The organism is Dyadobacter sp. (genome assembly GCF_017744695.1).
In the GTDB taxonomy this organism is placed as follows: domain Bacteria; phylum Bacteroidota; class Bacteroidia; order Cytophagales; family Spirosomataceae; genus Dyadobacter.
In genome coordinates, this window is sequence record NZ_JAGIAS010000005.1 from 472,509 (window position 1) to 498,558 (window position 26,050).

Genomic DNA, 26,050 nt, shown 5'->3' on the forward strand with positions numbered 1-26,050 from the left:
GCTCATTTTGAATTTTTGGGCATAAAAAAAGTGCGTTGGTTAATCCCAAACGCACTTTTAGTTGTGACCAGAAGGAGAGTCGAACTCCTATGCCCGAACGGGCACTACCCCCTCAAAGTAGCGTGTCTACCAATTCCACCACCTGGCCGTCAATCGTGATGCAAAAGTAGTATTTTAATGATTCGGCGCAACAGTTGTGCTCCGATTTTTTTGAGAAAATATCGCGTCTTGCGCAAAAAACCCTTCGTATTTGCGCATTTTGGTCGTAGTTTCGTGCCCCGAAAATCGGTTAGTGCCCGCAGGATCAGACTGTTCAGCCTTGCAAATGAGAAAGGCCCGGAAATATTAAAAATTTTAGATTTAGTAATTAGCATAAAAGCCCTGGCATCGATCCAAGGCTTTTTATGTTAATTACCGTTATGTGAAACAATGTCCTAGGTCGATAACGGGCGTCCGGCAGGAATATTGATCCGCTGGCGGTTGCCCGGGAAGGTCGCTTTCTTGGCAACAAACTTCGCATTCACGTATTCCACCATATCGATTTCACCGGTAATGGTGTCGCCCGAAAGCTTTCCGTAGAACGTCATCGTCAGGTTGTCTCCCGGTACGCTGAACCGGCTCTGGAAGCGGACCTCGTCGCCATCGATGTTACCAAAAAGTTCGCGGGTAGCGAATTCGCCCTTGTGCGTTCCGTACAGATAGTTGCCGTCCTGTCTTTCGATAATGAATGTATGCTTGCTGGCACTGGTGTAGAATTCGATACTTACGTCCCAACGGCCTGCAATCTCCGCAGCGGGCGCTTTCATGGTGGCTTCGGCTTTCGGGGCGCTGCGCTTGCGGGTGAGTATCTCGTGCACGCGCTCGGCCACGATCTTGTCATTGCCCGGACCCATCATGTAAGCGGCAATCGTGATCGAAGTGGTAGGAGGGCCCGATTGCGTCGAAGCGGGGCCTCTGCGATAGCCGGTTCCTACGGCCACACGAGGTTTAGTAGTTTGCAGTTCGTCTGCCACCTCCTGGCCAGTGATATTAAGCTTGGTAGGGTCCCAGGTAACGGTCAATGTCGGTGTAGCATTGTCCAACGCACCTTCTTTCGGCTCGCGAACTTCCAGTTGAACACTTGGGATGCCGTTCAATTTCTTGGTAATATTATCCAGCCACGAAACCCACATTTTCATTTCCGCTTTGTGGTCGCGGGTAGCCCATGCCTCGACGGCCGCCAGCATACCTATTACCTCCTCGCGGCCCACCTTATTGTTACGGCAGGGACCGTGATGCGGTGCGCTGGCCTGCCATGCCGACATCAGGACGTCCTTGCTGCCCAGCATGAGGCCAGCACATTGCGGCCCGCGGATTACTTTGCCACCACTGTAAGCCACTACGGATGCACCGGCTTGCAGGTGGATATTAGGGATTGTCAAACGCTCCGCAGCAGCGTCCACCAGTAATGGCACACCGGCAGGCTTGGCGATATCCGCTACGGCTTTTACAGTCCACGGCTCATCACCGGGCATCATGTAAATCATCGCTGTGCGCGGGGTAATAGCCTTTTTGAGTTCCTCGATGGTTTCGACCGTAATGATTTTCACACCTACGTTACGGATCGCGTGGTCATACACGTTGCGCGAGGACCTGGGAATGATCACCTCTGTTTTTTCAAAACCTTCCAGGTTAGGAATGCGGATCAGTTTTTCGGGGTTACCGCCGGCGATAATACCCGCTGTGACTTCATTCATGCCCGCCGCACAGCCCGAGGATACCATACCCCATTCGGCGCCGGTGATCTCGGCGAGGCGCTGGCCCACACCAAATGCCAGCTCGTCGATCTGTACATTATATTGGCATGCATACTCCATAGCCTGACGAACTTCGGGCAGCTCGATGGAAGCCCCGATAATGGTAAATGTCCCCCGGCAATTAATGATCGGCTCTACACCGATCGACTGATAGATTTGCGGTCCGGCCTTCAATGGTCCGGGTGCTGAAACCGCTGAGGCGGCTTTCTGAAACCATTTCGGTTTGCTGCTTTCGGCAAATGCCGCCGGGCCGGCCGCCGGAGCGCCGGCCGCCGCGCTCAGAACGCCTCCCGCGAGGGGGATCATGGAAAGATCTTTCAAAAGTTCTCTGCGTTTCATTGGTGTTAAGGTATTGGGGGTTTGAATGGTTAAAGGGCGTTGCAGGAATAATTTGTCGGACGTTGTCAAGGTGTGGTCACGTTTTGTCAAGCGTGGTCAAGGGTTGTCAGACATTGTCCGGTATTGTTTTAAAGATGTATTAAATGCTTTGGAATACCCTTTTTCCGAAATAAATATCTTTCAGAGCTATCGCGGGGTTCCACCCTGGCCTTGTTGACCCTGCGCCCCGGCGGGACGTTCCGGACGGGGAAGGTTCACAGGCTCCACACGGGCATTGAGCGTATACACAATGTTGCCGCCGCGGATCGTCGCTTCTGTTTCAATGCGTTTCTTGCCGGTGATCTTGCCGTCGCGGGCGTAGTAGCCGAAGTTTCCGTCGCGCAGGTTCAGTATAGCGATGTCGGCGGGTGCGCCAACAGAGAGGTTACCCAATTCCTCGCGATGGATTTCCTGCGCGGGGTTCCAGGTGCTTGCTTTGATCACACTTTTGAAATCCATACCCATCGCCATGAACATCGACATGATGTTGTTCATGTCCTTCATGGCCGAGTTCATGCTGCTCGTGTGCAGGTCGGTGCTGATGGAGTTGGGATAAAAACCTTGCTTGATCGCCGGTTGTCCCTGGGAGAACAGGAAACTCGCACCCCCGAAGCCAACATCGAAGATTACACCTCTTTTTTGCGCTTCGATGGCGTAGGGTTTCACTTTGTTGGTAGAAACATCCACAATGGACTCGCGACCGCGGCCGCTGTTGTTGCTGTTTCCGCCAAAGCAGTGGGTGTAAATGTCGCCTTTCCGGAATTTTTTCAAATACAACTCTTCCAGGGGCAACACAGGGTTAGCGCTGCCGAAGTCTACCATGATGGGAATGCTGGCAAGCTTACCGGCCTCCAATGCGCGGTCGGTGGGTGTCCAGTCGTGCCCTACGAAATGCGCCAGTTTTACGCCTACGACGTCATTGGGATACTTTTTAGCCATTTCAGCCGTTGCTTTCGCGTCCATTTCTTCGAGGCTGTTTTCGAATTTCCCGCCAGCCATTCCCTCACCCACAATATTCAGGAATGCGAGTACACGTGTTTTGGAAAGATCGATGGTTTGTTTTTTAAATGTCTCAAAAGTTTTCCAGCCGGAACTTCCAGCATCCACGACGGTAGTAACGCCCGATCGGAACGTGAAGCCGTCGGCGGGCAGTCCATTCGGGCCGTTGCGGTAAGTACCTTTGAGGTCCGTCCCCCAGAAAAAATGTACGTGAATGTCGATCAGTCCGGGTGTCACGTAGAGCCCTTTGGCATCCACCACCTGCACGGCCTGGCTGGCGTCGATGTTTTTGGCTACCAGGGCGATCTTGCCGTCCTCGCCGCCCGGCGTACCTTCAATGGCCACGTCCACAACAGCGTCGATGTTGTTTTTCGGGTCGATCACATGCCCGCCTTTGATTACGATGCTGTATTTCTTGTCCTGCGACCAGGCTGGCTGGCACAGCATAAAGAGCACCAACAGGGTGGAAAGAGAGAAAGATCTCATAATATTAAGGGTTTAGGATAGATAAATGCTTCTGTACAATGCCATTGCAAGCAGGCCGCATTCATGATGAGGACATATATTTTATATCAAAACCCCCATCACTGGCCTGTAAATATTTTCAGCACGCCCCGCACGCCGATAAAAGAAGTGAAGACACCGCTTTTACGCTGGTATCCAGCCTCAATGCCGGATTTTTTTGCCGATGTTGTTTGCGTTCAAAAAGATTCCCTGTTTCACGCAACGGCCATGTTTAATAACGCGTAAAATGTTGCAACGAACCTCGGACCCTTATGAAGCACATTTTACGTCTAACCGCCATTTTCAACCTTTTGCTGTGTGCTGCGCAGGCCCAGGTCGATTGCAGTAATGTGGGCTTTGAGCAGGGGAATTCCAATGGCTGGGTGCTTACCTACGGTGCGGTTACCGATGCCAACCAGCAAACCGTTTTCCAAAGCGAGCAAAATGGGACGCGTAACAACGAACATTACGTGACCAGCCTTTCCGACGGTAACGACCCTAAAATTCCATCCATTCCGATGGTGGCGCCGGGGAGCACGCATTCCATCCGGATAGGCAATGTGAACGAAGGCGGACATTTCAGCCGCATTCATACCGAGTATACCGTCACGGCCGATAATACCCTTTTTCAGTACAAATTCGCGGTCATTTTGCAAAATACCGGCATCGACGGCCGCGCCAACCACGAACCTTATCAGAAACCCGGCTTCAATATCCTGATATTCGACAGCAACGGAGAGGAGTTGCCTTGCAGCAACTATGATATTCAATTGGAAGGTACCAACACGGTGGAGGGGTTCCAAGCCTCGGGCGATATTCAGTATCGCAACTGGACGGTGGGTGCGATAGATCTCCGGAATTTTGTAGGCAAGAAGCTCACGATCGTCGTGACCGCTCATGGGTGTACGCGTATGAGGCATTTCGGTTATGCCTATTTCGATGCAGAATGTCTTAAATCGGAGATCAAGCAGGTGGCCGATTGCCCCGATACAGATGGCTATATTACGCTGGCGGCGCCCGAGGGTTTCGGCAAGTATAGCTGGAATAACGGCCAAACCTCCCAGCAGATTCGTGTGAAAGCGAACCTGGGTGACCGGTTTCACGTAGAAATGGTGCCGCGCGGCAGTCTCGACGAATCATGTGCGCTTGGGCTGGATTTTACAGTCGCTTTTAAAAGGAAAACCGCAACGCTGGCACAGACTATTTGCGATGGTGATGTTTTTGCGCTGGGCGACACTTTGTTGAAAACCAGCGGTGTTTTTGTTCGAAATGTGAGTAAAAGCAGTGTGTGTGACAGCACTGTAACCCTGACGCTTACCGTGAACCCGGTCGGGAAGTTTACCCAAAACCTCCGCATTTGCGAAGGGGAAAGTGTGAAGGTAGGGGATAGCACCTATTCCGAGCCCGGCACTTACGTTCAGAATATTCCGCAGGCGACCGGCTGCGATAGCCTGGTGACGACGGTCCTCGAAGTTGTAAAGCTTGATGTGTTCGTCACGCCCACGCTTTCCATTACGCAGGGTGATAGCGTCCATGTAGAACCCATTGTCGCGCCTGCCGGTAGTTACACATACCATTGGGACCAGTCGGGCCTGTCTTGTACGGACTGTCCCGATCCCTGGGCATCGCCGCCAAAGTCGACATTGTATCATCTGGAAGTATCGGACGCCGACAAAACTTGCACGCGGGAGGCGCGGGTACAGGTGTACGTGAAGCCCTGCGGCATCGATATTCCCGACGCATTCTCGCCTAATAACGATCAGCTGAACGAAGTTTTTTATGTGTTTGGCAATGCCTGTGTGAAGCAGGTCGCGGAGATGTTTATTTACAACCGCTGGGGCGAAGTGATTTACCAGAAATCCAATTTCGCCGCCTCCGATCCCTCGGCTGGCTGGGATGGTTCCTATCACGGCCAAAAGACTTCGCCGGGCGTTTATCCCTATAAAATCAGGGTAGAATTGACGAATGGATCGTTTTTGAACTACAAGGGCGTTGTGAATGTGCTTCGTTGAAAAAAATGCAACGCGTCTGTCCTGTTTCCGGCATCCCGTTTGTAATGGGGTTAGTTGAAACAATATTCACCTCAAAAACAGACCATCATGGGAAAGCTCATTGCCTACAATTTCACGACGCTCAATGGATATTTTAAAGGCCCTGATAACGACATCAGCTGGCACCGGCACGGAGAGGAAGAAAACGGGTTCGCCGCCGATAACCTTGAAGCGAAAGCCACACTGCTGTTCGGCAGGGTTACCTATGAAATGATGGCGGGTTTCTGGCCGACGCCTATGGCGATCGAAAGTATGCCGGAGGTTGCCCAGGGTATGAATGAATCCGAAAAGATCGTATTCTCAACCACCCTGGAAAGCGCGGATTGGGAAAATACCACGCTCATTAAAGGCGATCTTATTGAAGCCGTTCGAAAACTCAAAGCTATCCCCGGCAAAGTCATGACCATTCTCGGCAGCGGCAGCATTATCGCCCAGCTTGCCGAGGCGCGCCTGATTGATGAATATCAGTTCATGATCGACCCCGTAGCCATCGGAGAAGGTACGCCCTCATTTCAGGGTTTAACCAGGAAACTGGATTTGAAGCTGATCAACCACCGTGTGTTTAGCAGCGGGGTGGTTTTGTTGAGCTATGAGGCGGTTTGAAATGTTTGCTTTTCAGGATCGCTGATTGTCGTGATAGGGAATAGCTTTAATGAGCCGGATATTGTTGTATTCGGGGATGGTTACGACGTTCTCCCTGGGTATAATCCCCCTCTGAATCCAGTTTGTCACGGTCTGGGTGTTGGGGATTTTGAACCGTTTGCAATACTCAGAAATAGTCACCCATTGATCCATCGGATATTGAACCCCCTTGTATTCGCAATAGTCTTTCAAGGCCTGTTTGCTATCCGCAAGTAGCTTTTCCAGCTCCGATTGGTTGGTTTCTGTCGTCATAATTTCTGGTCTGAATTAATCAGTAGTATTGTTATTCTCTTCATTTAACGCTTTTTGAATAAGTGCTATCATGTCCAGCACCTGATCCAATTCCTTCCGGGGCATAGAGTCCTGACGATCGCGAAGGTATTGCCGAAGCGCAGCCAAATGCATGCGGAGGTGAAATTCTTGCATTTTGATAGTGTGTCGCGGGTTTAAAGTTACGTCTTGTTTCGTTACGAATCAAGTGGCTTAATAACGGTAATATCTTAAAATTTATCAGAATATTTACATTAAAATCAACACCATGGAAGAATATCTGATCCTCATGCGCCTTGATCTCCTGACAAAGGGAGCCCAGCCTTCTCCCGAGCAAATGCAGGAATACATGAAGCAGTACCATCGCTGGATCAGCGGTATTGTGGAAGAGGGAAAATTCGCGGGAGGGAAGGGGCTTTCCACAGAAGGGAAAGTGCTCAAACCTAACGGCATGGTAACGGACGGGCCGTATGCCGAAACGAAGGAATCGCTTGCTGGGTTTATCGTGGTTCGCGCGGAGAGTTTCGATGATGCAATGCGGCTGGCAGCGCAATGCCCGATCCTGAACGGCGAGGGAAACAGCGTCGAGGTACGGAAAATCGTTTCCGTTCATGAGCAGTGAACCGCTGATCCCGCATTTGTTCAGGACAGAATACCGGAAGATCGTTTCGGTACTTTGCCGGCATTTCGGGTTCAGGGAGATAGAGGTGGCGGAAGATATTGCGAGCGATACATTCCTGGTGGCAGCGCAGGCATGGGGTATCGAGGGGCCGCCGCCGAACCCTGCGGGCTGGCTGTATAACACAGCCAAAAACAAGGCGAAGAATTACCTGCATCGGCATTCAATCTACGAGGAAAGGGTTTTGCCGGAGATCCGGTCCGGCATGGATGGCGACGCGACATTTGAGATAGACCTTACCCCGGAGAATATTACAGACAGCCAGTTGCAAATGCTTTTTGCGGTATGTCATCCGGCTATATCGGAAGAGTCGCAGGTCGGGCTGGCGCTGCGGGTACTTTGCGGATTTGGCATCCAGGAGATTGCCGACGCGTTTCTGACGACGACAGAAGTCATTAACAAGCGGCTAACCAGGGCCCGGGAACGGCTCCGGGAGATTGATATTCGCATTGAAATGCCGGCTCCGGCAGAAATGGATGTGCGGCTCGGCTCTGTGCTGACCACCATCTACTTGCTCTTCAATGAAGGATATTATTCGATGAGCCAGGACCGTACGCTTCGAAAGGATATTTGCCTGGAAGCAATGCGGCTATGTGCCATGCTGATCGAAAACAATGCTACAAACAAGCCGCAAGTCAATGCGCTGATGGCGATGATGTGCTTTCACGCCTCGCGCTTCGACGCACGTACGGACGCTTCGGGCGAGCGGGTGCTCTACGAGGAACAGGATCCCGGCCTGTGGAATGCCGATCTGATCAGAAATGGATGCGCTTTTCTGCAATCGGCAGCAAAGGGCGATGAGGTTTCACGGTACCATCTCGAGGCCGGAATTGCTTACTGGCATACGCAAAAAGAGGATAGCCCGGAGAAATGGAGCAGCATTGTTTTCTATTACGATCAGCTATTAAAACGCAATTACTCCCCCGTTGCAGCGCTTAATCGGGCGTTTGCAATATCCAAATGGAAAGGAAAGGCCGAAGGAATCCATGAAACGGAAGTCCTGGGGCTGGAAGGCAATCACTTCTATTTCGCATTACTGGGTGAACTCTATGACGGGATCGACCGGCAGAAGGCTTTGGAAAACCTGGAAAGTGCCTTGCAGCTGGCCAGAACTGCCGCCGAACGGCGGGCGATCCGGAAGCGGATCACGAGGCTGTCCTGAAATGGTAAGCCTTACTTTTTGCTGGTCACTTTCGCCAGGCGTTTTTTCAACACGCGCTGGTAAAGCAAATTGTTCAGCCAAATGAAAATGATGACGCCGAGGATGATAAATACCGCATTCAGTTTATAGGAGAAACCCACGAATTTCTCCTTGCCGTCGAGTGAAAGTTCAAAACGGAGCCATGAGCGCTCAACGGTGGTGGTAATGTGATCGAAAGGAAGGGCTTCGTCGTAGATGATTTTGGTGATGAAACGGCCGGTCGTATCTATGTAACCGTATTGATCATCGATGCGGATCATCGATATGCCGTGATTGTAATACGAAGCAAAGTCATATTTCAATGGCGTCCGTATTTTGCCCGATTTATCGATGTGCCCGAATTTACCATTAATAGCGACCGCGGAGCGGTTTTCAGCAGTAAAGCCGGTGGCTTCGTCGTACAAATGCTGAATGCGTAACTTCCCGGTTTTATCGATGCAGCCCCATTTCCCATCCTTTTTTACCCAAAACAAACCATTGGTAGGTTTGCGGGTATCGGTGTATTCAAACGGAACAATGAGATCGCCGGTGAAGGGACTAATATAACCGTACTTATCGCCGTACCGCACGCGCTCCATTCCCTGGCCGGAGTATTTGTAATCAGGATCGATGTCGTCGAGTGCCACCGGGACTTTCAGCATCATATTTTTATCGATGATCCCGTATTTGCCTTTGTAAAGGAAATGGTAAATGAACTTGGAGGCTTTTATTTCTTTTTCGATGAAGCGGCTGAAATTGAAGTTCAGTATATGGAAATCCATCGGCCTTTGTATCCACCATAAAACATCCTCTTTCGTATCATGATTGCAAAGGAAATCGATATCCGAATCCTTGATCAGATAGTTTCTGGTATAATGGTGAATAGGGATTTTGTAGATTTCATTCCCTTTAAGATCGATGTATGAAAGTCCGTAGTGTTTGCCGGATGGGTATATAACCCAGGTTTTACCGTCTCGGAACCGGTCGGTGGAGGTGTATTTGGGTTCGATGACAATTTTACCGCGCTTGTCGATAAAGCCGTGCAAGCCGTGTCCTTCGGGCCCGAGCTCCATCGGTACAAACTCGGCCAGCCCCTCGGCAAAGTCGCCGATATCGCGGTAGGCGGGCGAGAGTTTCCGGCCGTTTTTGTCGGTGACGAAGGTTTCGTACGATCGGCATGGAATACTCACCTTCTTGACGACATACACATCGTCATACTCGCGGTATTCATTGTATTCTTTCAGCCAGGCTTTGCTACCGGCGGGTGTTGTTTGAGCCGTGGCCCAGGCCGATTGCAACAGGAGAAACAGGAGTGTAAAATAATAAAAAGTCGGTCGAAGCATTCAGCAAACGCGGGTTTCAGGTTAGTCGCGGCCATTGTCTGGTATTATCGGGATGGCCCGGAACGCGGCAGGCATTCAATTTTAACCTGCAAAAAACAAAAACTTGACAGGATTATCGATTTTCAGCGGCTTAATTATTTGAGAAATTAGGTTTAAATTAACCCTGAACTTATACAACGATCATGTCGCTGGCCCGGAACGAACAGTTTTATTCGCGTTTGCCTGCTAACCATATTTCGCTCGGCGAACTGCTTACGGAGGAGCATCTGTTTTACAATGTGCCCGAGTCGTGGCACGTGGTGGTGACCGATATCCGGAATTCGACGGCGGCTGTTGCGAGCGGATTGCACGAGACGGTGAATCTGATCGCCACGGGCAGTATTGTGAGCGTGCTCAATATCGCATTCAAGGCGGGTATTACCGTTCCGTTCTTTTTTGGCGGCGACGGGGCCACATTCATCGTGCCGCCTGCCATTGCCGATGCGGCCATGCGTGCGCTGGCGGTTTTCAGAAAGAATACGAGGGAGAATTTTGCATTGGACCTCCGCATTGGAATCGTGGCGGTGAGCGAGATTTATGCCAAAGGATATGAACTGAAAGTTAGCAAATTGCGCGTGGCGGGCGCATTTTCAATTCCAGTCATATTAGGCGACGGCTTGTATTATGCCGAGAAACGCATCAAAAGCGAGCATTACCGGTTCGATTATGAACCGGAACCCGACGACGAACTGGACTTGAGCGGTATGCAATGCCGGTGGGACAAAATCGGCCCGCCCGAACTGGACCAGGAGGTAGTGACCCTGCTCGTGACCGCGCCGGCCGGGCAAAATCAGGCCGCGTTGTTTGCGAAGGTGATGGAGTATGTCGACGGTATTTATGGCCCTTTTCCGCGGAGGCAGCCTATTTCTGTTGCCAGGCTGATCTGGCGGACCACTTTCAAAAAGATGGAAATGGAGATGCGGGTCAGGGAGGGCAGCACGAGCATTCTGGGACTGGCGGCATCCTGGATTGCCTGGCTCTTCGGTTACGTATACTTCCGGACGTCATATGGAAGGGACTACCTCAATAGCCTGGTCGAAATGTCGGACACGCTGGTGATGGATGGGAAGATCAACACCGTGATTACCGGTACGCCCGGGCAGCGTGAGCAGCTTCAAGCCGCCCTCGACGCCATGGAAGCGGCAGGGGAGATTCGCTACGGATTGCATGTGAGCGGCGAATCCGTGATGTCGTGCTACGTCCATGACCTCAAGGACGGCCATATCCACTTCATCGACGGTGCCGAGGGTGGTTATACCAAAGCGGCGGGCGTCCTGAAACAGAAATTGCGGAATGCGGGAGCTTAGCGGCTATTGCGGAGGACCAACCGGCAACATATTCTGCACGTCTACCGGGAAGCTGTCATATTTCTGGTACAATTTCAGGTATTTCGCGGGGTCGATCACCGGCTCGGTCAATATCGATTTCAGTCCGCGGAAAAAGCCTTCCCGTTGCTGACCAGGGTTGAATATGAGGTTGATTACCACCTCTTCGGCGGATTGGTTGGAAAACCCGTGCGCGGTCATACGCGGCACATACACCACCGCGCCCTCATGTGCGTGGACGGGACCGCTGGCCAGTTCGATCGTCAACGTGCCTTTGCGTACGATAAATGTTTCGTCCATGAAACGGTGATAATGCAATCGCGCACCGATCGTGGCAGGCGCCAGTTTGATTTCATAAACACCCAGCTGGTCGTTCGAAATGTCGCTGGTTACCTTTAATGTGATGCTGTTGCCGCCCATAGCCAGCACTTCACCTTCGCCCGCAGCGAAGATAGCAGCCTTATTTTCGAGGGAGTCCGTCAGGAAATCGGTTTCATTTTTCATAGCATTTGTCGTTGTTTTGGTTTGAACGGGACAAATGTCGGGAGCCCGTCAAGCCAAAACATTTACAAATGTTGAGACTTTGAAAAATTACATTTCCGCACGGATACGGCTGAGCTGCGTTGGGGTAATGCCGAGGTACGACGCGATTTCGTGCTGTTTGAGACGCGGTTCGAGATTGGGGTAGTCTTTCAGAAAATTGGCGTAGCGTGTTCTGGCATTGTCGTATCGAAAGGAAATTTCCAGTGGTTCCTTTTCAATGACCCAATGGAGCTCCATATACCGGATATAGAATGCGGCCAGGTCGGCATGCTTCTCGGTAAGCGATTTGAAATCGTAGAAATTGTATTCCAATGTTTCCGTTGGTTCCAGCGCCCTGATTGCGAAAATGCTGGGCGAATGCGTGAGCATGGCGGGTAGGGAGCCCGCAAAATGGTTTTCGGGAAAAAACTTCTTGATCACCAAATCCCCGTCCGGCGATGCGTAATACTGCGAAAGAAGCCCCTTTACGACATAACCGACGTTTTTAGGTGTTTGTCCTTCCTTCAAAAAATAGTCTCCTTTCGCATAGGAATGCGGCCGGATCAGCTTCGCCAGATCTTCCGCCGTTTCTTCCGAAAGCGGGCCGTAAGTATCGAACTTGGCGCGAAGCTGCTCCATTTGCGGTTGAAATTTTAGCAGAAATATAATGCATTATGGTTGCCACACAATATCATTGACGGCATGCTCAATCTCGGGATAACTGAATTCGAAACGATTGTCCGATAGTATTTTGGGCAACACCCATCGACTTTTGAGTAAAAGCTCCGTCTCGGTGCCGACTATTCCCGCGCCCAGTTCCAGCAACCAGGCCGGAGACGGAACGCCAAATGCCATACCGCAAGCCTTGCGGATTGCCGCCATTAATACTTCATTTTTTACCGGCCTTGGAGAAGTGCAATTCAGTACCCCGGAAACCCCCTCGTGCCGGAACAGCCATTCGGTACATTTTGCAGCATCCTGTTCATGGATCCACGATACATACTGCTGCCCGTTTCCAAGTTTCCCTCCTGCTCCAAGGCGCGCGAGGGTGTAAAACCCGGCCCAGGTAGCCGTTTCCTCCTGCAAGCACTATTTTATCGTATTTCATAGTATGCTAGTAAGATGATGAAAACAAGAACCCGATACAAAATCCACGTAACGGTGGGCCAGTAACCTATTTCAAGGAACCTGGATCGCCGCACGTGCTCCCGGATCATCAGAATAGGGATGAGGAAGACGCCCGTCCATCCAATGTACCAGCTAATATTGAACCTCATACAGATAATGGTGATCAAAAAAAGAGCCAGTGAACCTGCCAGCGAGAGGGTTGCCAGATTACCGAGATAGTCCCACATTTTACTCTTTTGACAGCGTGTCAGGACAAAACTCTGGACCATAATATGCCCGGCACAGATCGCAAACTCTCGCACAAACATCTCGCCAGTAATATTTCCACCAATTAGCGAGGGGTAGGTGGCCAGCACGAGCGAAGTAACAACCCAGCTCAATATTATCCACGCAATGCGATACTTCAAATTGAAAGACGGCTGATACCCGAACCGGTTTTCGGAGGCCGCCGCCGGGATGATTACGCGGCGGTTGTATGAAATGAAGGCGTAAGCTTTGCCGGCTATCCACAAAAATGGTTTCCACCGGAATAGGGGCGCGAGGCGAGGCATGGCGTTTCCGCAAACTTTCAGCAGACTTTCTATGCCGTAGGTAACTTCCCCGGTCGCCTGGTTTACGAGCGCAATTTCGTTGACGGCACGTTGCCAGTCGAGATTGGGGCAGGCCGCACCGGAATATTGCTGATAGGCCTCACGGCCATTGGCGTCCAGCAGCCCGTTCCGCACGAACGCGCCTGTGTAGAGGTTGCACATCGGGCACTCGGCGTCGAAAAGAATGATGTGGTTATGTAGTGTTTTCATTTGTATAGTATATTTTGAATTTTCAGTAAAAATTGAAAGTTTAGGTCAAAAAAATATTACTTGAATAATTTGAAAATACCACCCCAAAACCAGTTTTCTTCCGCGCCGAGCATGGTTTCCAGGGTTTTGTCGACGTTCTTGGCCAGCTTATTAATGTCCGTAACCGACTTGTTGAACGTGCTGAATTCGGGGTCATTCGCATCTCCGGTGACCTTCGACAGCTCATCGAGCACCTTGATAACGGGCTCCAATTCGCGTTTGCGGCGTTCTTTGGCCACTTGCTTGGCGATATTCCAGACGTCCTTGTCGGCAAAGAAGTACTCTTTCCGCTCGCCCGGCTTGTGTTGCTTTTCGATCAGGCCCCAACCGATCAAATCGCGGAGGGTCATATTGGCATTGCCACGTGAAATGCTGAGCGTCTCCATGATTTCCTCGGTCGTAAGCGGGTCGGGGGAGATCAGCAGTAGTGCATGAACCTGCGCCATGGTGCGGTTAATGCCCCATTCAGAGCCCAGCTTACCCCATGATTCGATGAATTTCCGTTTAGCGTCTTCGAGTTCCATATTCCAAAGGTATTAATGTATTTAAACTTTCAAAACTTTTTGAAAGTTTAAATACTAAAATAGGAAGGGGTAATGCCTTTAAAAGACAGGGAGTAAATCTGAAAGGCATTTGACTTGTAAAGCGGGCAGGAAATTGGCTGCTGATTTTAATCCCAAACCCGATTTGCCATGAAACGTTTTGTCATAAGAGGCCTTGCCGGCCTTGCGCTTCTAACCGTCTGCAATGCCGCGAAGCCGAAAGGGCCCGGTGCTGCCGCGGTAGTGAAGGTGGTGGAGGCTTTTCCAAAGCTGCATTTCGATTATCCTGTCGATCTTACGCACTCGAATGACGGCACCAACCGGATTTTTGTGCTGGAACAGGAAGGTACGATCCGTGTTTTTGAAAACGCCGCGTCAACTCCATCCGCAAAAGTATTCCTGGATATTAAAAAGCTGGTAAGCTATGGCGGTGAGGCCGGGCTATTGGGGCTGGCTTTTCATCCGGATTATAAAAACAACGGCTATTTTTTCCTGAATTACACGACGAAAGTGTCCGGCAAACTCGAAACGGCTATTGTACGCTACAAAGTGAGCGCTAGCGATCCAAATCAGGCCGACCCAGCGAGTGCGACGGTGCTTTTTACGTTTGATCAGCCTTTTGACAATCACAATGGCGGAGCGGTGAAATTCGGCAAGGATGGTTACCTGTATGTTTCCACCGGCGACGGCGGCAGCTGGGGCGACCCGAGCAACAACGGGCAGAACAAAGGTGCCTGGCTGGGCAAGATCCTGCGCGTGGATGTGGATAGCAAAACCAGGGGGAATTACGGTATCCCGCCGGACAATCCGTTTGCGGGCAACAAGGAGGGGTTCAGGGAGGAAATATACGCCTATGGCCTGCGGAACCCGTGGCGGATCAGCTTCGATGATGCGACCAACACGCTTTGGGCGGGGGATGTAGGGCAGAACAAGCGGGAGGAGATCAATATCATCGTCAAAGGCGGTAATTATGGCTGGCGGTTAAAGGAGAGTATCGATTGCTATAATCCTAAACGTGATTGTGGCACCGAAGGGCTGATCGATCCCGTGCTGGACCTTCCCCAGGCCAATGGTGAGCATTCGGTAACGGGCGGGTTTGTGTACCGGGGCAAATCGGTGCCGTCGCTCACGGGCAAATATGTGTTCGGCGACTATGTGAGCGGGCGGCTTTTCGCACTCGAAACCCAAAATGGCAAAGTGGTAAAAAACAGCATCATTGCCGAAGGGGTAGGGCAAATTTCCGCTTTCGGCACCGACCAGTTCCATGAACTTTACATCTGTAACCATGGCACAGGAAAGATCATGAAGCTGGCACAGCCTTAATCTGTTTTGCTTACTTGCGAATAGGGAGTCCACCGTCTGGTAAAACCTTTTTCAAAAAAGTGGATATGGTAGCGAGCGTCGGTTCGAACCACGGGTCGAAAAACATGAAAGTATGCGGGGCCTCGGGAAACGTCCTGACTTCGCTGTACGTGCCAAATACATTCAGTTTTTGGATAAAATCCGTTCTTCCGGCGTGCATACGGTCCACCGAGCTGTTGATGAACAGGAACGGCGGCGTCTTTGCACTGACGTGTGTTAGCGGGGCAGCCTCATTCCAGAGGTCGGGCCGCTCGGTTTTGGGATAACCCAACCAGTAGGTAGCCGCGGAAATGGATTTGGAATCGTCGCCCTCGCCAGACTCCGGGTGAATGAAGGCCAGCGTCCCATCCATGTTTACCACAGCCTGCACCGCGCTGGACCCTTCGTTTTGACCGGTTATGCCCTCAAATTTAGCTACCCCATTGGTCGCTCCCACAAATGCGGCAAGTTCGCCGCCGGCCGAGAAACCCAGGATCGCAATGCGTGCGGTATCGATGCCGTATTCGCCGGCATGTGACCGCATCCAGCGCACCGCGGCTTTCAGGTCGTGCACGGCAGCGGGGTAGAGAGCGTGGGTGGATAGGCTGTAATCGGCCGTGATGCAGACGTATCCCTTGCCCGCGAGCTTGCGTGCGAGGGTGTTGTTATGCGTGCGGTCGCCCGAACGCCAGCCGCCGCCGTGCACCATCAGCACGGCCGGTAGCGGCATCTTGCCCCGCTTTTTAGGTTTGTAGATATCCAGCAACAGCTTTTTCCCGGCAGGGGTGGTGCGGTATGCAATATTCCGCACGAGCTGGATCGTGGCCGGCATGGTGGAATCCGCAATGCGGATGTTCGGATGTCGTGTGATTTCGTGTTGGTAGGAGCCTTTCACCGAAAAACTGGTATCGGGTATGCCCGAGGGCTGCAAGCGTAGCTTTTTGCCCGGAATCCAGCCCGAAAGAATGTTTTCGATCGTGTATTTCTCCCTCTCCTCTGGCGTGAGCTGTCTGGACCAGGCAACCCGGGCACTTGCATCCGCGCCGGGGCCCGAGCTGTTGTATTCGGCGTAGAATGCGGTTTTTTCTTTTTCAGGGAACATATTGTCACCCTTCCACGCGTCCCAGCCTTCCGGGGTGATGTGCCCGCCCATTTCGGTATCGATCAAAACGGTTTTCGCAAATGGCCGCCACGGACGACCCAGGTATACCCGGGTGGCCTCCTCGTTCGCGGTTAGTTTACAATTCAAGAAGACATAGCCGAACGCTTGTTCGCGGGTGGTGGAAGCGGCGGTAATGTAGGAGTTGGTAAGGCTCCGGATAGTGCAATGCTCGAAAACGGCGGTTGCTTCCCCGAAAATAAAGTCGGTAGTGCCGGTAATGAGGCAATCTTTGTAAAAATTCCGGCCGTCTTTGGCGGTGTAGAGCGTGTCCTGGTTGCCCAGGATGCGGCAGTTGTAAACGTCGATACGGTCGCCCTCGGTAGCCAGCGCTACGGCCTGCCCCACGCGTCCGGCCGTATTTTCGATGGTGAGGTTTTGCAGGGTGCAGTCGCTGGCTTGCACGAGTACCGTATAGGAGGTATAGGTACTGAATTGGGCATTGCCGGTCAAATCGCGTTGCGGGAAGTCCTTCCCGGAAAAGTCGTTGTTGGTAATGATGGTTTGCCAGGCATTTTCGCCGGTCAGCGTAATGTTCTTTTTCCAGGCCGGGATCACGAGTTTTTCACGGTAAATGCCATTTTTGACATGGATGGTGGCCCTGATCTGCGAATGGTCGCGCACGGCATTGACGGCTTCCTGGATGGTCCTGAAATCGCCGCTTCCGTCGGCGGCGACGGTAAATTGTTGCTCGATGGCCTGCACCTGCGCATGAACGCGTAGGCAAAGCAACAGCGAGAGGAGCAGCAGGCCGATTTTTGTCAGCATATTCTGGAAAATGGTTTTTAATAGTGCAGTCAGTGAAGACAATACTGCACCGCAAAGTTTTTTAGAAATTATTTTATTATTATTTTTCATACATATTGTTCTAAATGATTGAATTCATTTTGCAATGCCATGGAAACCCTTATTGTTTTTGCCCTCTATTTGTATTCGCATTTAGGTTTCGACTTGCATAGAAATCAATATTATGCGTTGGACGAGAGCCGTTTTTTTGCATTACCCAAATGCAATGAGTTGATCCCGTTGCAGAATCCGGATACCTTGTTTCTGGATGCGGCCGTTTTTCAGGCGAGCAATGAAGTGAGAAGAAAGTACGGTTTGCCGCCATTTGAATATGACCCTGGTTTATACCTGGCATCGTCGGGACATGCCACTTCGATGGTTTATCGTATGTTTTTCAATCATACCAATCCATATAGCCCCTACGAACGTACGGCTCAGCGGCGGGTGGAATTGTATACCAAAAGATTTAAAAGGATTGCTGAAAATATCGGTAGATACCAGACCCTGATAAGCGGTGATTTTATGATCGCGCGATGGGACCGCCGTTTGAATCAATATGAATTCCTGAATGAAAGCGATCACCAGCTCTGTATTCCGTTCACTTATGCCGCCTACGCGCGGTTTGTGGTGGAACAGTGGATGGCGTCGACGCCGCACCGTAAGAATTTAATGAATCCCGCATATACTTATTTGGGTTGCGCCGCGCGGCTATCTCCCGAACCTTATTTGCATAAAAAAGCACCCTACGCGAGTCTGGTGCAAAACTTCGGCGGCGAGCACTGAAGTTTTAATGCATTAATTCGTAGAATTGCCAGGATTGACGTTTTACGGATGGATCTGCAAGTAATGTTTGACGAACTCAAAACCCATTTTGGCAAGCTGATATCGCTTACTCCCGAGGAGTTTGCGTACGTCAGTTCGCATTTTACCAGTCGTAAATTCCGGAAACATCAGTTCCTCGTTCAACAGGGCGCACCGGTAATGCACGACTTTTTTGTGATAAAAGGTCTGCTGAAATCGTCGTTCGTCAACGAGCAGGGGAAAGAGCATATTCTTCAACTGGCCATGGAGGACTGGTGGATATCCGATTACCAGGCATACTTCAACCAAACCGACGCCACACTCGATATTACCTGTTTCGAAGATGTGGAAGTGCTTTGCCTGTCGCTGGCGAACCGCGAAAAGCTTTGCAGTGAAATGCACCAGATCGAATATTTTTTCAGGAAAAAGTCGAATGCGGGCTATATCGCCCTGCAAAGGCGCATTCTGTCATTTATGAACCATAGCGCCGCCGAGCGCTATCACGAATTGTTGCAAATATACCCCTCACTGGCGCAGCGGGTGCCTAAAACGTTGCTGGCTTCGTATCTGGGCGTGTCGCGCGAAACGCTCAGCCGCCTGTCTGCCTAGTGTGATCTACATCACACCAAACTAGTGACCTTCTTCCTGTCGCATCCCGGCTGCGGGTAGCAATTTTGCATTGTCAAAACAATTCAGGAAAACATGGCAAATGCTTTGGTAAAACTCGCTCTCGCGGCTTCTGTGATCAGTTCGAACAGTGACGCGATGGCCCAGACAGGACAAAAAATGGAAAAGAAAATTCTCTTCGTGGTAACGAGCCACGCTACAAAAGGCAGTACCGGCGAACCTACCGGATATTATCTCGGTGAAGTATCCCATCCGTGGGAAGTGCTCAGTGATGCTGGTTATGAAATTGATTTCGTGAGCCCCAAAGGCGGTAAGGCGCCCGTAGATGGTTTCGATCTGACCGACCCGGTTAACAAGAAGTTCTGGGATGACGAACAGGCCCGCCAAAAGGTGGAGAACACCCTGACCCCTGACGCGGTAAAGCCGGAGGATTACGAGGCGATTTTCTATGCAGGGGGACACGGGGCAATGTGGGACTTTGCCGACGACGCGAAGATCGCGGCTATCGCAGCCAGGATTTACGCGAAAAATGGCGTGGTAGCGGCTGTCTGCCATGGCCCGGCCGGTTTGGTGAATATCAAACTCGCCGATGGGAGCTACCTGGTTAATGGTAAGAAAGTCAATGCATTCACCAATGAGGAAGAGGCTGCCGTAGGGATGGATAAAGTCGTGCCTTTCGCGCTCGAATCCCGGCTGATTGAACGCGGGGCGAAATTCGAGAAATCGGGGAACTGGCAAACGCACGTGGTGACCGATCAGCGGCTGATCACCGGGCAAAACCCACAGTCGGCTAAGGCTGTTGGTCAGGCGATTGTGGCTGCACTGGGCAAATAAGAAAGGAAAAGAACAGCATGCATGTAAGCCGGTACCCCAACCCACTATGGGCACGAGGACCGGCTTTTTGTCATGCACAGCGCATTGGTGGTAAGTTGTCCTAAACTTCTGTTTGCGGGATGGTAAAGCCAAGTAAAATGGTGGGATAAGTATGTAAATTAGGGCCTAACCTTTTTGTTTGTATTTAAACCATAACTAAACCCGTTTTGAAAAGCTTTGCAAGTCTACGCTGGTTGTGGGCCGTTTTGCTGGCCGCGCCATTATTCCTTCAATATCTGCCTGAGAAGCAGCCGGCTTTGAAACCAGCCGTAAAACCTAATATCCTGTTCATTTTTGCCGACGACCAGCGGGCCGACGCGCTGGGAATAGCCGGTAACCCCGTCGTGAAAACGCCGAATATCGATCAATTGGCGAAATCGGGTACGCGGTTTGCGAATTGTTACGTCATGGGCGGGCATCACGGGGCTATCTGCGCTCCCAGCCGCGCGATGCTCATGAGTGGGAAGAGCCTGTTTCACGTGTATGATGTGCTCGACGGCGTTCATACGATGCCCCAGCATTTCGCGGAAAACGGGTATGAAACATTCGGTACCGGTAAGTGGCATAATGGCGGCCAAACTTTCGAGGCCTCCTTTCAGAAAGGTAAAGCAGTCATGCTGGGCGGCATGAGCGATCATTTTCAGGTACCGGTACGGGATTTGAACAATGGTAAACTCGGCGAGCCGGTGGTAAAAGGGTTCTCGACCGACATCTTCACCGAAGCAGCGCTTTCTTATATTGATGAATATGCAAAAGGCAAAAAAACCAATCCGTTCTTCTGCTACATTGCCTACACAGCGCCGCACGATCCGCGTTCGCCGCGAGAGGATTACGTCGGCAAATACCCCGAAAAAGACATTCCATTGCCCGGCAATTTCAAGCCGGTGCACCCGTTCGACTATGGTGAGGCCCAGGTGCGTGACGAAAACCTGGCGCCCTGGCCACGCACGCCGGAAGTTGTTAAGGCTACATTGTCGGACTACTATGGGCTGATCAGTCATCTCGATGCCCGCGTGGGCGACATTATCCGGTCGTTGAAGGAAAAGGGGCTTTACGAAAACACGATCATCGTTTATGCTGCCGATAACGGTCTGGCGGTGGGTAGCCACGGGCTGCTGGGCAAGCAGAGCTTGTACGAGCACAGCATGAAGGTGCCTTTCATCATAACCGGACCGGGCATTCCGAAGAGTCAGGTATCCAATGCATTGGTGTATCTCTATGATATTTTCCCCACGCTGGCCTCGGTAACCGGCCTTCCCAAGCCGGAGGCAGTTGATGGCAAAAGCCTTGCGGATGTGATCGCCGGGAAGTCCAAAGGCGTCCGGGAAAGTAGTTTTACAGCATACCGAAACCTGATCAGGGCGGTGCGGGACGAGGAATGGAAGCTGATCCGTTACCCAAACCGCGATTACACCCAGCTTTTCAACCTCCAAAAAGATCCGCTGGAAACGGAAAACCTGTCGGGCAAAGCCGAATACCGCCAGAAAGAGGAAAGTTTGAAAAAACTGCTGATCCAATGGCAGCAACAAACGGGTGACACTGTGGCTTACACGGCTAAAACGATTCTTCCGCTACAATACGAGCCTGAAAAGTTCGAGCGGACAATGGACAAGTTTCAGCCGAAGTATACACAGGACAGGTATTTCAAGAAATAGGTTTTGAAAATGAAAAACACACGCTTCCTCCGCACGATCCTTTTGGTACTGTGCACGATATGGTTCCGGAATGAAAAGGCCGACGCGCAAGTGCGGCCAAACGTTGTTCTCATCCTGGCCGACGATCAGGGTTGGGGCGATTTGAGTATCAATGGCAATGCCAACGTCCGCACGCCAAATATCGATCGGATTGGGAAGGAGGGGGCACAGTTTGCAAGGTTTTATGTCTCGCCGCTATGTGCCCCCACGCGCGCGGGCCTGCTCACCGGGCGTTACCACTACCGCACGGGCGTGTGGGGTGTGTCCAACTCGCGGGAATTTATGAACCTGGATGAGGTTACGCTGGCCGATCTGCTCAAAAAGGACGGCTACGCCACGGGCTGCTTCGGTAAATGGCATAATGGCAGCCAGTATCCCTACCATCCCAACGGCCGCGGATTCGACGAGTTTTACGGAATGCTCAGCGGGCACTACGCCAATTATTTCAATACAACCGTTGATCATAATGGCGAGCCGGCAAAAAGCACCGGCTACATTGCGGATGATCTGACAACGAAGGCCATTGATTTTATTGAAAAGAGTAAGAAGGCCAATAAGGCTTTTTTGTGCTATATCCCTTACAATACGCCGCATTCGCCTTTTCAGGTGCCGGATGAATATTATAACAGGGTGAAGGCGCGGGGTATCCGGCAGTTCAGTCGGAACAAAGGCGAGGAGGACGAAGAAACGACGATTGCGGCATTGGCGATGACCGAAAACATTGACGATAATGTGGGACGGGTCCTTCAAAAACTCGAAGACCTGAACCTTACGAACAATACCATCGTCATCTACCTCAGCGACAACGGGCCTAATTCCTGGCGATGGAACGGAGATATGAAGGGCAGGAAAGGCACTGACGGAGAGGGTAGCGTGCGTGTCCCGTTCCTTATTCGCTGGCCGGGCGTTATTCCCGCAGGAAAGGTGGTGAATGGTAATGCGGCATACATCGATCTGCTTCCTACCTTGATTGATCTGACAGGCATACCTATGAAAAAGACCGGCAAACCGCACGACGGTATCAGCCTCCAACCCGCGTTGACAGAAGCCGCGGAACTGCCGGACCGCCTGCTTTTTTTATCCATCAATAAAAATAATAGCGTTAGAAAAGGGCATTACGTCTATCAGAACAACGCGCTGTACGATCTCGCAGCGGACCCGGCGCAGCAACGCGATATCGCTTCCTGGCACCCTGCGTTAGCCGACAGTCTCCGCATGGCATTCGATGCCTGGTATGGGGATATTTATAAAAATATAAATTCGTCGCGCGGGTTGCCGGTTGGTTATAGCCAATTTCCAAAGACGGTATTACCTTCCCAGGATGCCGTTTTGCACAAATCGCCCAAGGGTACTCTTTCGTACAGTGCTTCCGCTCCCAATTCTTCGTGGATCGCAAATTGGTCGGATACCGCCTCCTATGTGAGCTGGAATGTGGATGTCCATACCAGCGGGAAGTACCAGGTAAATGTGCGTTACACAAGCGCCGACGCGGGTGATACATTCAAACTGGTCTTGAATACGAGCCAAATCTCCGGCAGTATCCCCGAAGCATTTGACCCTCCACTAATCCCAAGCCCTGATCGCGTGAAAAGGACCGCAGAATCTTATGAAAAGGAGTTCCGTACACTGAAAGTCGGTGAAATCAGGCTGGAAAAGGGCAGCGGCGAGTTGAAATTACTGGCTACGGACGTCAAAGGAGGTCAATTCGCCGATATTCGCGCAGTGGAACTGGTGCTTTTGAAATAATTTCGACCGTCATTAAAACGGCCCCTTCGCATTAATCCTGTCCGCATGCTTTGCTGCTCCGGGCATTTCACCGCGTTTGTCCTTGGCGGGTAGCGGTTCGCCGGTTTCGCGGTCGTACCAGTCGGGGGTGAGGTGTTCGGGGGCGGTGTCGCCGGTGTCGTTCTGCCATTGCGCAAGTATCTTTTTTAATGCCTGGATTTGTTGGGAATAGGTATTGTTTCCAAGCAGGTTCTCCACTTGCGCAGGATCTTTAAAATTATCGAAGAACTCTTCCGATGGTCGTGGCGCCTTAAATGCATCCTCCTGCAATGGACTTAGCTTGCCCGTTTTCCGTGCGGCTTTCAGGGCTTTGGCCGACTGGCTCTGGTTTGCGTCGATCGGGCCGCCATTGTCGAGTTTCGGCCTTTTGTTGATGATGTATAAAAAATCCTTCGTGCGAACAGCGCGCTCGTAAGCCTCGTAATCGTGCCAGTTATGCTCGGCGAAAACGTAGTTTCTGAACTCCTGGTCTGGTTTTTTAAATAATTGCGCGAAGCTTTTGCCCTGGAACGTAGGCCCGGCGTCGACACCTGCCAGAGCCAGTAGTGTGGGAGCAATATCCACCGCGCTGATCAAGCTCTGGCAGGTTTGTCCAGCCCCGATTCCCGCCGGCCATTTCACGAGGAACGGCGCTTTAATGCCCGCATCCGTCAGCCGGGTTTTGCTGCCGGGAAACGGGCGGCCGTTGTCTGCTGTGAAAATAATCAGGGTATTCTCAGCAAGTCCCTGAGCGGCAAGTTCGTTTTCGAGCTCCCCTACATAATGGTCCAAACGGGCTATTTCATTGTAATAGGCCACGAGGTCTTCCCGGGTCGCGCGCGTATCCACGAGCGTGGGTGGTACATCTACATCGCGCTCGGGATCGTGCTGCGGGCCATTCGTCGAAGCCGACCAGGGCCGGTGCGCGTCGTAGGGCGATAGCCAGAAGAAAAACGGCTTGTTCTGCGGCCTGGATTTCAAAAGATTGACCCATTGCGCTTCACCTCCTTCTCCATTTTGCGCCTGGTTGACCAGCAGCGTGTCGTAAGCACGACGCGTGTTGGGGCCTTCGTGCCATTTGCCTGCCAATGCAGTGTAGTATCCTTTCTGTTTCAGGATTTCGGGGAAGTATTTCAAATGCGCCGGGAGCGGAGAATGCAGTTCGGCTGCACCGGTATTATGCGGGTAGCGGCCGGTGAGAATGCTCGTGCGGCTGGGGCTGCAAGAGCTGGCTGTGAGGAACATGTTCGTAAACTTGATGCCTTCACGTGCCAGCTTGTTAAGGTTGGGCGTCTTCACCTTGCCATTGCCGTAGGGGCCGATATCGTCCCAACTGATGTCGTCACCGATGATGAATATGATATTGACCGGTTGTGCTGCCCGCGCGACGATGCCGGTCAAAAGCAATGCAATCAAAAGAAAATAACCGCGTGCCATGTTTTTCAGAATGAGTGTAAAAGCCCTAATACGCTTACAAAAAGTGATTTAACTAATAATTTTTCAAAAAAATTCACAAAAAATTTGCGTAGTTAAGTGGCTACATATAAATTCGTAGCCAAATAACTACACAATGAACCTGAGACGAGATGTTTTTCAAGCCATAGCAGACCCGACCAGAAGGGCGATCCTGCTATTACTGGCATCGCAATCCCTGACGGCGGGGGCGATTGCCTCGAACTTCGACACGGCCAGGCCAACGGTTTCCAAGCATTTGCAGATTCTGACCGAATGCGAATTGCTGAATCAGGAGCAGACCGGCCGGGAAATTTACTATCACTTAAATCCCAACAAAATGAAAGAGATCGCCGACTTCATCGAGCCTTTCCGGCAAATGTGGGATGACCGGTTCAACAAACTGGAATCCATTATGAAAAACTATCAATCCAAAAAGTAGCGCAGATGGAAATGAAAACGAAAATCAACGCCGAAGACGGGAGGCAGGACCTGGTGATCACCCGGGAGTTTGACCTGCCGCTGGACCTGCTCTTCAGGGCGTACGTGGAGCCGGAGATCGTGGAGCAGTGGATGAGCACCAAGGTGGTGAAACTCGAAAGCAGGCCCCACGGTAGCTGGCAGTACGAAACGTCGGACCAGCAGGGTAATGTGGTATTGAGGACGAACGGCGTCATCCATGAGTTTGTGCCGGAGCAAAAGATCACGCGGACGTTCCAGATGGAAAATACGCCTTTCCCCGTACAGCTCGAATTTCTCGTGTTCGAAAAGCTCACCGAGGGCACCAGCAAGCTCACCATGCAGATTGTATATAAATCTCCCGCCGACCGCGAGGCCATGCTGAAACTACCTTTTGCGAAGGGTATCAATATGGCACACAACCGGTTGGAACAAGTTGTCAAACAATTAATATAAATGGTTATGGAAAAGAGAAACAGAATTATTTACTGGATTTTTACTGCCTGGCTCGCCCTGGGCATGATGTCGACCGGCATTGTGCAGCTGATGAAAATGAAGGAGGAGGTGACTATGTTTGCGCACCTGGGCTATCCCGAATACCTGCTGACCATCATCGGCGTTTGGAAAATTTTGGGTGTAGTGGCAGTACTTATTCCTAAATTCCCGCTTCTGAAAGAATGGACATACGCAGGGTTCTTCTTTTGCATGTCGGGGGCGATCGTCTCGCACATGGCGCTCGGCGATCCGATCGGTGAAGTGGCGCCGCCGCTTTTGCTGCTCGTGCTGACGGTGATATCATGGTATTTCCGGCCCGCAAGCAGAAGGTTGGTCCCTGTTCAAATTTAAAAGCACTTTAT

General features: G+C 51.4%; 26 protein-coding genes and 1 tRNA gene. 15 read left to right on the forward strand and 12 right to left on the reverse strand.

Features of this window, described 5'->3' with window-relative positions; translation table 11 throughout:
* Positions 1–64: 64 nt before the first annotated feature.
* The 3 genes from J7619_RS20395 to J7619_RS20405 form a co-directional block, all read right to left on the reverse strand.
* Positions 65–148, reverse strand: a tRNA-Leu gene (locus J7619_RS20395).
* 286 nt (positions 149–434) lie between these two features.
* The gene (locus J7619_RS20400; RefSeq protein WP_291202880.1) at positions 435–2,135 is read right to left on the reverse strand and encodes a PLP-dependent transferase; all 1,701 of its coding nucleotides are present in this window, start codon (positions 2,133–2,135) and stop codon (positions 435–437) included.
* A gap of 186 nt (positions 2,136–2,321) precedes the next feature.
* Complete coding sequence (locus J7619_RS20405) at positions 2,322–3,659, reverse strand: amidohydrolase/deacetylase family metallohydrolase (RefSeq protein ID WP_291202882.1); 1,338 nt, start codon at positions 3,657–3,659, stop codon at positions 2,322–2,324.
* A gap of 63 nt (positions 3,660–3,722) precedes the next feature.
* Here J7619_RS20405 and J7619_RS20410 point away from each other — a divergent pair, with 63 nt between their 5' ends.
* The 3 genes from J7619_RS20410 to J7619_RS20420 all read left to right on the forward strand — a co-directional run bounded on the left by J7619_RS20410 (position 3,723) and on the right by J7619_RS20420 (position 6,331).
* A complete protein-coding gene (locus tag J7619_RS20410) occupies positions 3,723–3,923 on the forward strand; it encodes a hypothetical protein (RefSeq protein ID WP_291202885.1) in 201 nt (66 codons plus the stop codon).
* A 26-nt stretch (positions 3,924–3,949) separates the two neighbouring features.
* On the forward strand, positions 3,950–5,689 hold the full coding sequence (locus J7619_RS20415) for a gliding motility-associated C-terminal domain-containing protein (protein ID WP_291202888.1): 1,740 nt from the start codon (positions 3,950–3,952) through the stop codon (positions 5,687–5,689).
* A gap of 87 nt (positions 5,690–5,776) precedes the next feature.
* Positions 5,777–6,331 carry a dihydrofolate reductase family protein gene (locus J7619_RS20420; RefSeq protein WP_291202891.1) on the forward strand — a complete coding sequence of 185 codons (555 nt, stop codon included), beginning with the start codon at positions 5,777–5,779 and terminating at the stop codon, positions 6,329–6,331.
* A gap of 12 nt (positions 6,332–6,343) precedes the next feature.
* Here J7619_RS20420 and J7619_RS20425 read toward each other — a convergent pair whose 3' ends face one another.
* A complete protein-coding gene (locus tag J7619_RS20425; RefSeq protein ID WP_291202894.1) occupies positions 6,344–6,622 on the reverse strand; it encodes a hypothetical protein in 279 nt (92 codons plus the stop codon).
* Positions 6,623–6,908: 286 nt separating this feature from the next.
* Between J7619_RS20425 and J7619_RS20430 the strand changes: the two genes are divergently transcribed.
* A complete protein-coding gene (locus tag J7619_RS20430; RefSeq protein ID WP_291202897.1) occupies positions 6,909–7,262 on the forward strand; it encodes a YciI family protein in 354 nt (117 codons plus the stop codon).
* On the forward strand, positions 7,252–8,481 hold the full coding sequence (locus J7619_RS20435; RefSeq protein ID WP_291202900.1) for an RNA polymerase sigma factor: 1,230 nt from the start codon (positions 7,252–7,254) through the stop codon (positions 8,479–8,481). Before J7619_RS20430 ends, J7619_RS20435 begins: the two co-directional genes overlap by 11 nt.
* 11 nt (positions 8,482–8,492) lie before the next feature.
* On the opposite strand, the gene J7619_RS20440 is transcribed toward J7619_RS20435, so the two are convergent.
* Positions 8,493–9,842 carry a WG repeat-containing protein gene (locus J7619_RS20440; RefSeq protein ID WP_291202903.1) on the reverse strand — a complete coding sequence of 450 codons (1,350 nt, stop codon included), beginning with the start codon at positions 9,840–9,842 and terminating at the stop codon, positions 8,493–8,495.
* A 182-nt stretch (positions 9,843–10,024) separates the two neighbouring features.
* On the opposite strand from J7619_RS20440, the gene J7619_RS20445 reads away from it, so the two are divergent.
* Positions 10,025–11,188: a DUF3095 domain-containing protein gene (locus J7619_RS20445; RefSeq protein ID WP_291202906.1), complete on the forward strand. Its 1,164-nt coding sequence runs from the start codon at positions 10,025–10,027 to the stop codon at positions 11,186–11,188.
* A gap of 3 nt (positions 11,189–11,191) precedes the next feature.
* Here J7619_RS20445 and J7619_RS20450 read toward each other — a convergent pair whose 3' ends face one another.
* The 5 genes from J7619_RS20450 to J7619_RS20470 all read right to left on the reverse strand — a co-directional run bounded on the left by J7619_RS20450 (position 11,192) and on the right by J7619_RS20470 (position 14,219).
* Positions 11,192–11,710, reverse strand: coding sequence for a cupin domain-containing protein (locus J7619_RS20450; protein WP_291202909.1), 519 nt, complete (start codon positions 11,708–11,710; stop codon positions 11,192–11,194).
* An 87-nt stretch (positions 11,711–11,797) separates the two neighbouring features.
* Positions 11,798–12,367 carry a Crp/Fnr family transcriptional regulator gene (locus tag J7619_RS20455; protein WP_291202912.1) on the reverse strand — a complete coding sequence of 190 codons (570 nt, stop codon included), beginning with the start codon at positions 12,365–12,367 and terminating at the stop codon, positions 11,798–11,800.
* A gap of 33 nt (positions 12,368–12,400) precedes the next feature.
* The gene (locus tag J7619_RS20460; RefSeq protein ID WP_291202915.1) at positions 12,401–12,814 is read right to left on the reverse strand and encodes a DUF1731 domain-containing protein; all 414 of its coding nucleotides are present in this window, start codon (positions 12,812–12,814) and stop codon (positions 12,401–12,403) included.
* Positions 12,815–12,822: 8 nt separating this feature from the next.
* Positions 12,823–13,656, reverse strand: a complete 834-nt coding sequence (locus J7619_RS20465; RefSeq protein WP_291202917.1) for a hypothetical protein — start codon at positions 13,654–13,656, stop codon at positions 12,823–12,825.
* A 56-nt stretch (positions 13,657–13,712) separates the two neighbouring features.
* Positions 13,713–14,219: a GbsR/MarR family transcriptional regulator gene (locus J7619_RS20470; RefSeq protein WP_291202920.1), complete on the reverse strand. Its 507-nt coding sequence runs from the start codon at positions 14,217–14,219 to the stop codon at positions 13,713–13,715.
* A 168-nt stretch (positions 14,220–14,387) separates the two neighbouring features.
* Between J7619_RS20470 and J7619_RS20475 the strand changes: the two genes are divergently transcribed.
* Positions 14,388–15,560, forward strand: a complete 1,173-nt coding sequence (locus tag J7619_RS20475; protein ID WP_291202923.1) for a sorbosone dehydrogenase family protein — start codon at positions 14,388–14,390, stop codon at positions 15,558–15,560.
* 10 nt (positions 15,561–15,570) lie between these two features.
* On the opposite strand, the gene J7619_RS20480 is transcribed toward J7619_RS20475, so the two are convergent.
* The gene (locus J7619_RS20480) at positions 15,571–17,505 is read right to left on the reverse strand and encodes a pectinesterase family protein (RefSeq protein WP_291202926.1); all 1,935 of its coding nucleotides are present in this window, start codon (positions 17,503–17,505) and stop codon (positions 15,571–15,573) included.
* Between the two features lie 129 nt (positions 17,506–17,634).
* Between J7619_RS20480 and J7619_RS20485 the strand changes: the two genes are divergently transcribed.
* The 5 genes from J7619_RS20485 (at position 17,635) to J7619_RS20505 (ending at position 23,264) form a co-directional block, all read left to right on the forward strand.
* Positions 17,635–18,306, forward strand: coding sequence for a CAP domain-containing protein (locus tag J7619_RS20485; protein WP_291202929.1), 672 nt, complete (start codon positions 17,635–17,637; stop codon positions 18,304–18,306).
* A gap of 48 nt (positions 18,307–18,354) precedes the next feature.
* A complete protein-coding gene (locus tag J7619_RS20490; protein ID WP_291202932.1) occupies positions 18,355–18,933 on the forward strand; it encodes a Crp/Fnr family transcriptional regulator in 579 nt (192 codons plus the stop codon).
* A 93-nt stretch (positions 18,934–19,026) separates the two neighbouring features.
* The gene (locus tag J7619_RS20495) at positions 19,027–19,785 is read left to right on the forward strand and encodes a type 1 glutamine amidotransferase domain-containing protein (protein WP_291202934.1); all 759 of its coding nucleotides are present in this window, start codon (positions 19,027–19,029) and stop codon (positions 19,783–19,785) included.
* A 206-nt stretch (positions 19,786–19,991) separates the two neighbouring features.
* Positions 19,992–21,479, forward strand: a complete 1,488-nt coding sequence (locus J7619_RS20500) for a sulfatase-like hydrolase/transferase (protein WP_291202937.1) — start codon at positions 19,992–19,994, stop codon at positions 21,477–21,479.
* Between the two features lie 9 nt (positions 21,480–21,488).
* Positions 21,489–23,264 (forward strand): sulfatase-like hydrolase/transferase, encoded by a 1,776-nt coding sequence (locus tag J7619_RS20505; RefSeq protein WP_291202940.1) that lies wholly within the window; start codon positions 21,489–21,491, stop codon positions 23,262–23,264.
* 12 nt (positions 23,265–23,276) lie between these two features.
* Here J7619_RS20505 and J7619_RS20510 read toward each other — a convergent pair whose 3' ends face one another.
* Positions 23,277–24,719: a sulfatase gene (locus tag J7619_RS20510; protein WP_291202943.1), complete on the reverse strand. Its 1,443-nt coding sequence runs from the start codon at positions 24,717–24,719 to the stop codon at positions 23,277–23,279.
* Between the two features lie 133 nt (positions 24,720–24,852).
* On the opposite strand from J7619_RS20510, the gene J7619_RS20515 reads away from it, so the two are divergent.
* From J7619_RS20515 to J7619_RS20525, 3 genes are read left to right on the forward strand one after another with little or no spacing between them, the layout of a single operon-like run.
* Entirely contained in the window at positions 24,853–25,176 is a 324-nt protein-coding gene (locus J7619_RS20515; protein ID WP_291202946.1) for a helix-turn-helix transcriptional regulator, read from the forward strand.
* A 5-nt stretch (positions 25,177–25,181) separates the two neighbouring features.
* Entirely contained in the window at positions 25,182–25,649 is a 468-nt protein-coding gene (locus tag J7619_RS20520) for an SRPBCC domain-containing protein (protein WP_291202949.1), read from the forward strand.
* A 6-nt stretch (positions 25,650–25,655) separates the two neighbouring features.
* Complete coding sequence (locus J7619_RS20525; protein ID WP_291202952.1) at positions 25,656–26,039, forward strand: DoxX family protein; 384 nt, start codon at positions 25,656–25,658, stop codon at positions 26,037–26,039.
* Positions 26,040–26,050: the final 11 nt, after the last annotated feature.

Coding starts and splice junctions, on each gene's coding strand:
- J7619_RS20400 (WP_291202880.1), bottom strand. CDS start 2,135: ATGAAACGCAGAGAACTTTTGAAAGATCTTTCCATGATCCCCCTCGCG.
- J7619_RS20405 (WP_291202882.1), bottom strand. CDS start 3,659: ATGAGATCTTTCTCTCTTTCCACCCTGTTGGTGCTCTTTATGCTGTGC.
- J7619_RS20410 (WP_291202885.1), top strand. CDS start 3,723: ATGATGAGGACATATATTTTATATCAAAACCCCCATCACTGGCCTGTA.
- J7619_RS20415 (WP_291202888.1), top strand. CDS start 3,950: ATGAAGCACATTTTACGTCTAACCGCCATTTTCAACCTTTTGCTGTGT.
- J7619_RS20420 (WP_291202891.1), top strand. CDS start 5,777: ATGGGAAAGCTCATTGCCTACAATTTCACGACGCTCAATGGATATTTT.
- J7619_RS20425 (WP_291202894.1), bottom strand. CDS start 6,622: ATGACGACAGAAACCAACCAATCGGAGCTGGAAAAGCTACTTGCGGAT.
- J7619_RS20430 (WP_291202897.1), top strand. CDS start 6,909: ATGGAAGAATATCTGATCCTCATGCGCCTTGATCTCCTGACAAAGGGA.
- J7619_RS20435 (WP_291202900.1), top strand. CDS start 7,252: ATGAGCAGTGAACCGCTGATCCCGCATTTGTTCAGGACAGAATACCGG.
- J7619_RS20440 (WP_291202903.1), bottom strand. CDS start 9,842: ATGCTTCGACCGACTTTTTATTATTTTACACTCCTGTTTCTCCTGTTG.
- J7619_RS20445 (WP_291202906.1), top strand. CDS start 10,025: ATGTCGCTGGCCCGGAACGAACAGTTTTATTCGCGTTTGCCTGCTAAC.
- J7619_RS20450 (WP_291202909.1), bottom strand. CDS start 11,710: ATGAAAAATGAAACCGATTTCCTGACGGACTCCCTCGAAAATAAGGCT.
- J7619_RS20455 (WP_291202912.1), bottom strand. CDS start 12,367: ATGGAGCAGCTTCGCGCCAAGTTCGATACTTACGGCCCGCTTTCGGAA.
- J7619_RS20465 (WP_291202917.1), bottom strand. CDS start 13,656: ATGAAAACACTACATAACCACATCATTCTTTTCGACGCCGAGTGCCCG.
- J7619_RS20470 (WP_291202920.1), bottom strand. CDS start 14,219: ATGGAACTCGAAGACGCTAAACGGAAATTCATCGAATCATGGGGTAAG.
- J7619_RS20475 (WP_291202923.1), top strand. CDS start 14,388: ATGAAACGTTTTGTCATAAGAGGCCTTGCCGGCCTTGCGCTTCTAACC.
- J7619_RS20480 (WP_291202926.1), bottom strand. CDS start 17,505: ATGCTGACAAAAATCGGCCTGCTGCTCCTCTCGCTGTTGCTTTGCCTA.
- J7619_RS20485 (WP_291202929.1), top strand. CDS start 17,635: ATGGAAACCCTTATTGTTTTTGCCCTCTATTTGTATTCGCATTTAGGT.
- J7619_RS20490 (WP_291202932.1), top strand. CDS start 18,355: ATGGATCTGCAAGTAATGTTTGACGAACTCAAAACCCATTTTGGCAAG.
- J7619_RS20495 (WP_291202934.1), top strand. CDS start 19,027: ATGGCAAATGCTTTGGTAAAACTCGCTCTCGCGGCTTCTGTGATCAGT.
- J7619_RS20505 (WP_291202940.1), top strand. CDS start 21,489: ATGAAAAACACACGCTTCCTCCGCACGATCCTTTTGGTACTGTGCACG.
- J7619_RS20510 (WP_291202943.1), bottom strand. CDS start 24,719: ATGGCACGCGGTTATTTTCTTTTGATTGCATTGCTTTTGACCGGCATC.
- J7619_RS20515 (WP_291202946.1), top strand. CDS start 24,853: ATGAACCTGAGACGAGATGTTTTTCAAGCCATAGCAGACCCGACCAGA.
- J7619_RS20520 (WP_291202949.1), top strand. CDS start 25,182: ATGGAAATGAAAACGAAAATCAACGCCGAAGACGGGAGGCAGGACCTG.
- J7619_RS20525 (WP_291202952.1), top strand. CDS start 25,656: ATGGAAAAGAGAAACAGAATTATTTACTGGATTTTTACTGCCTGGCTC.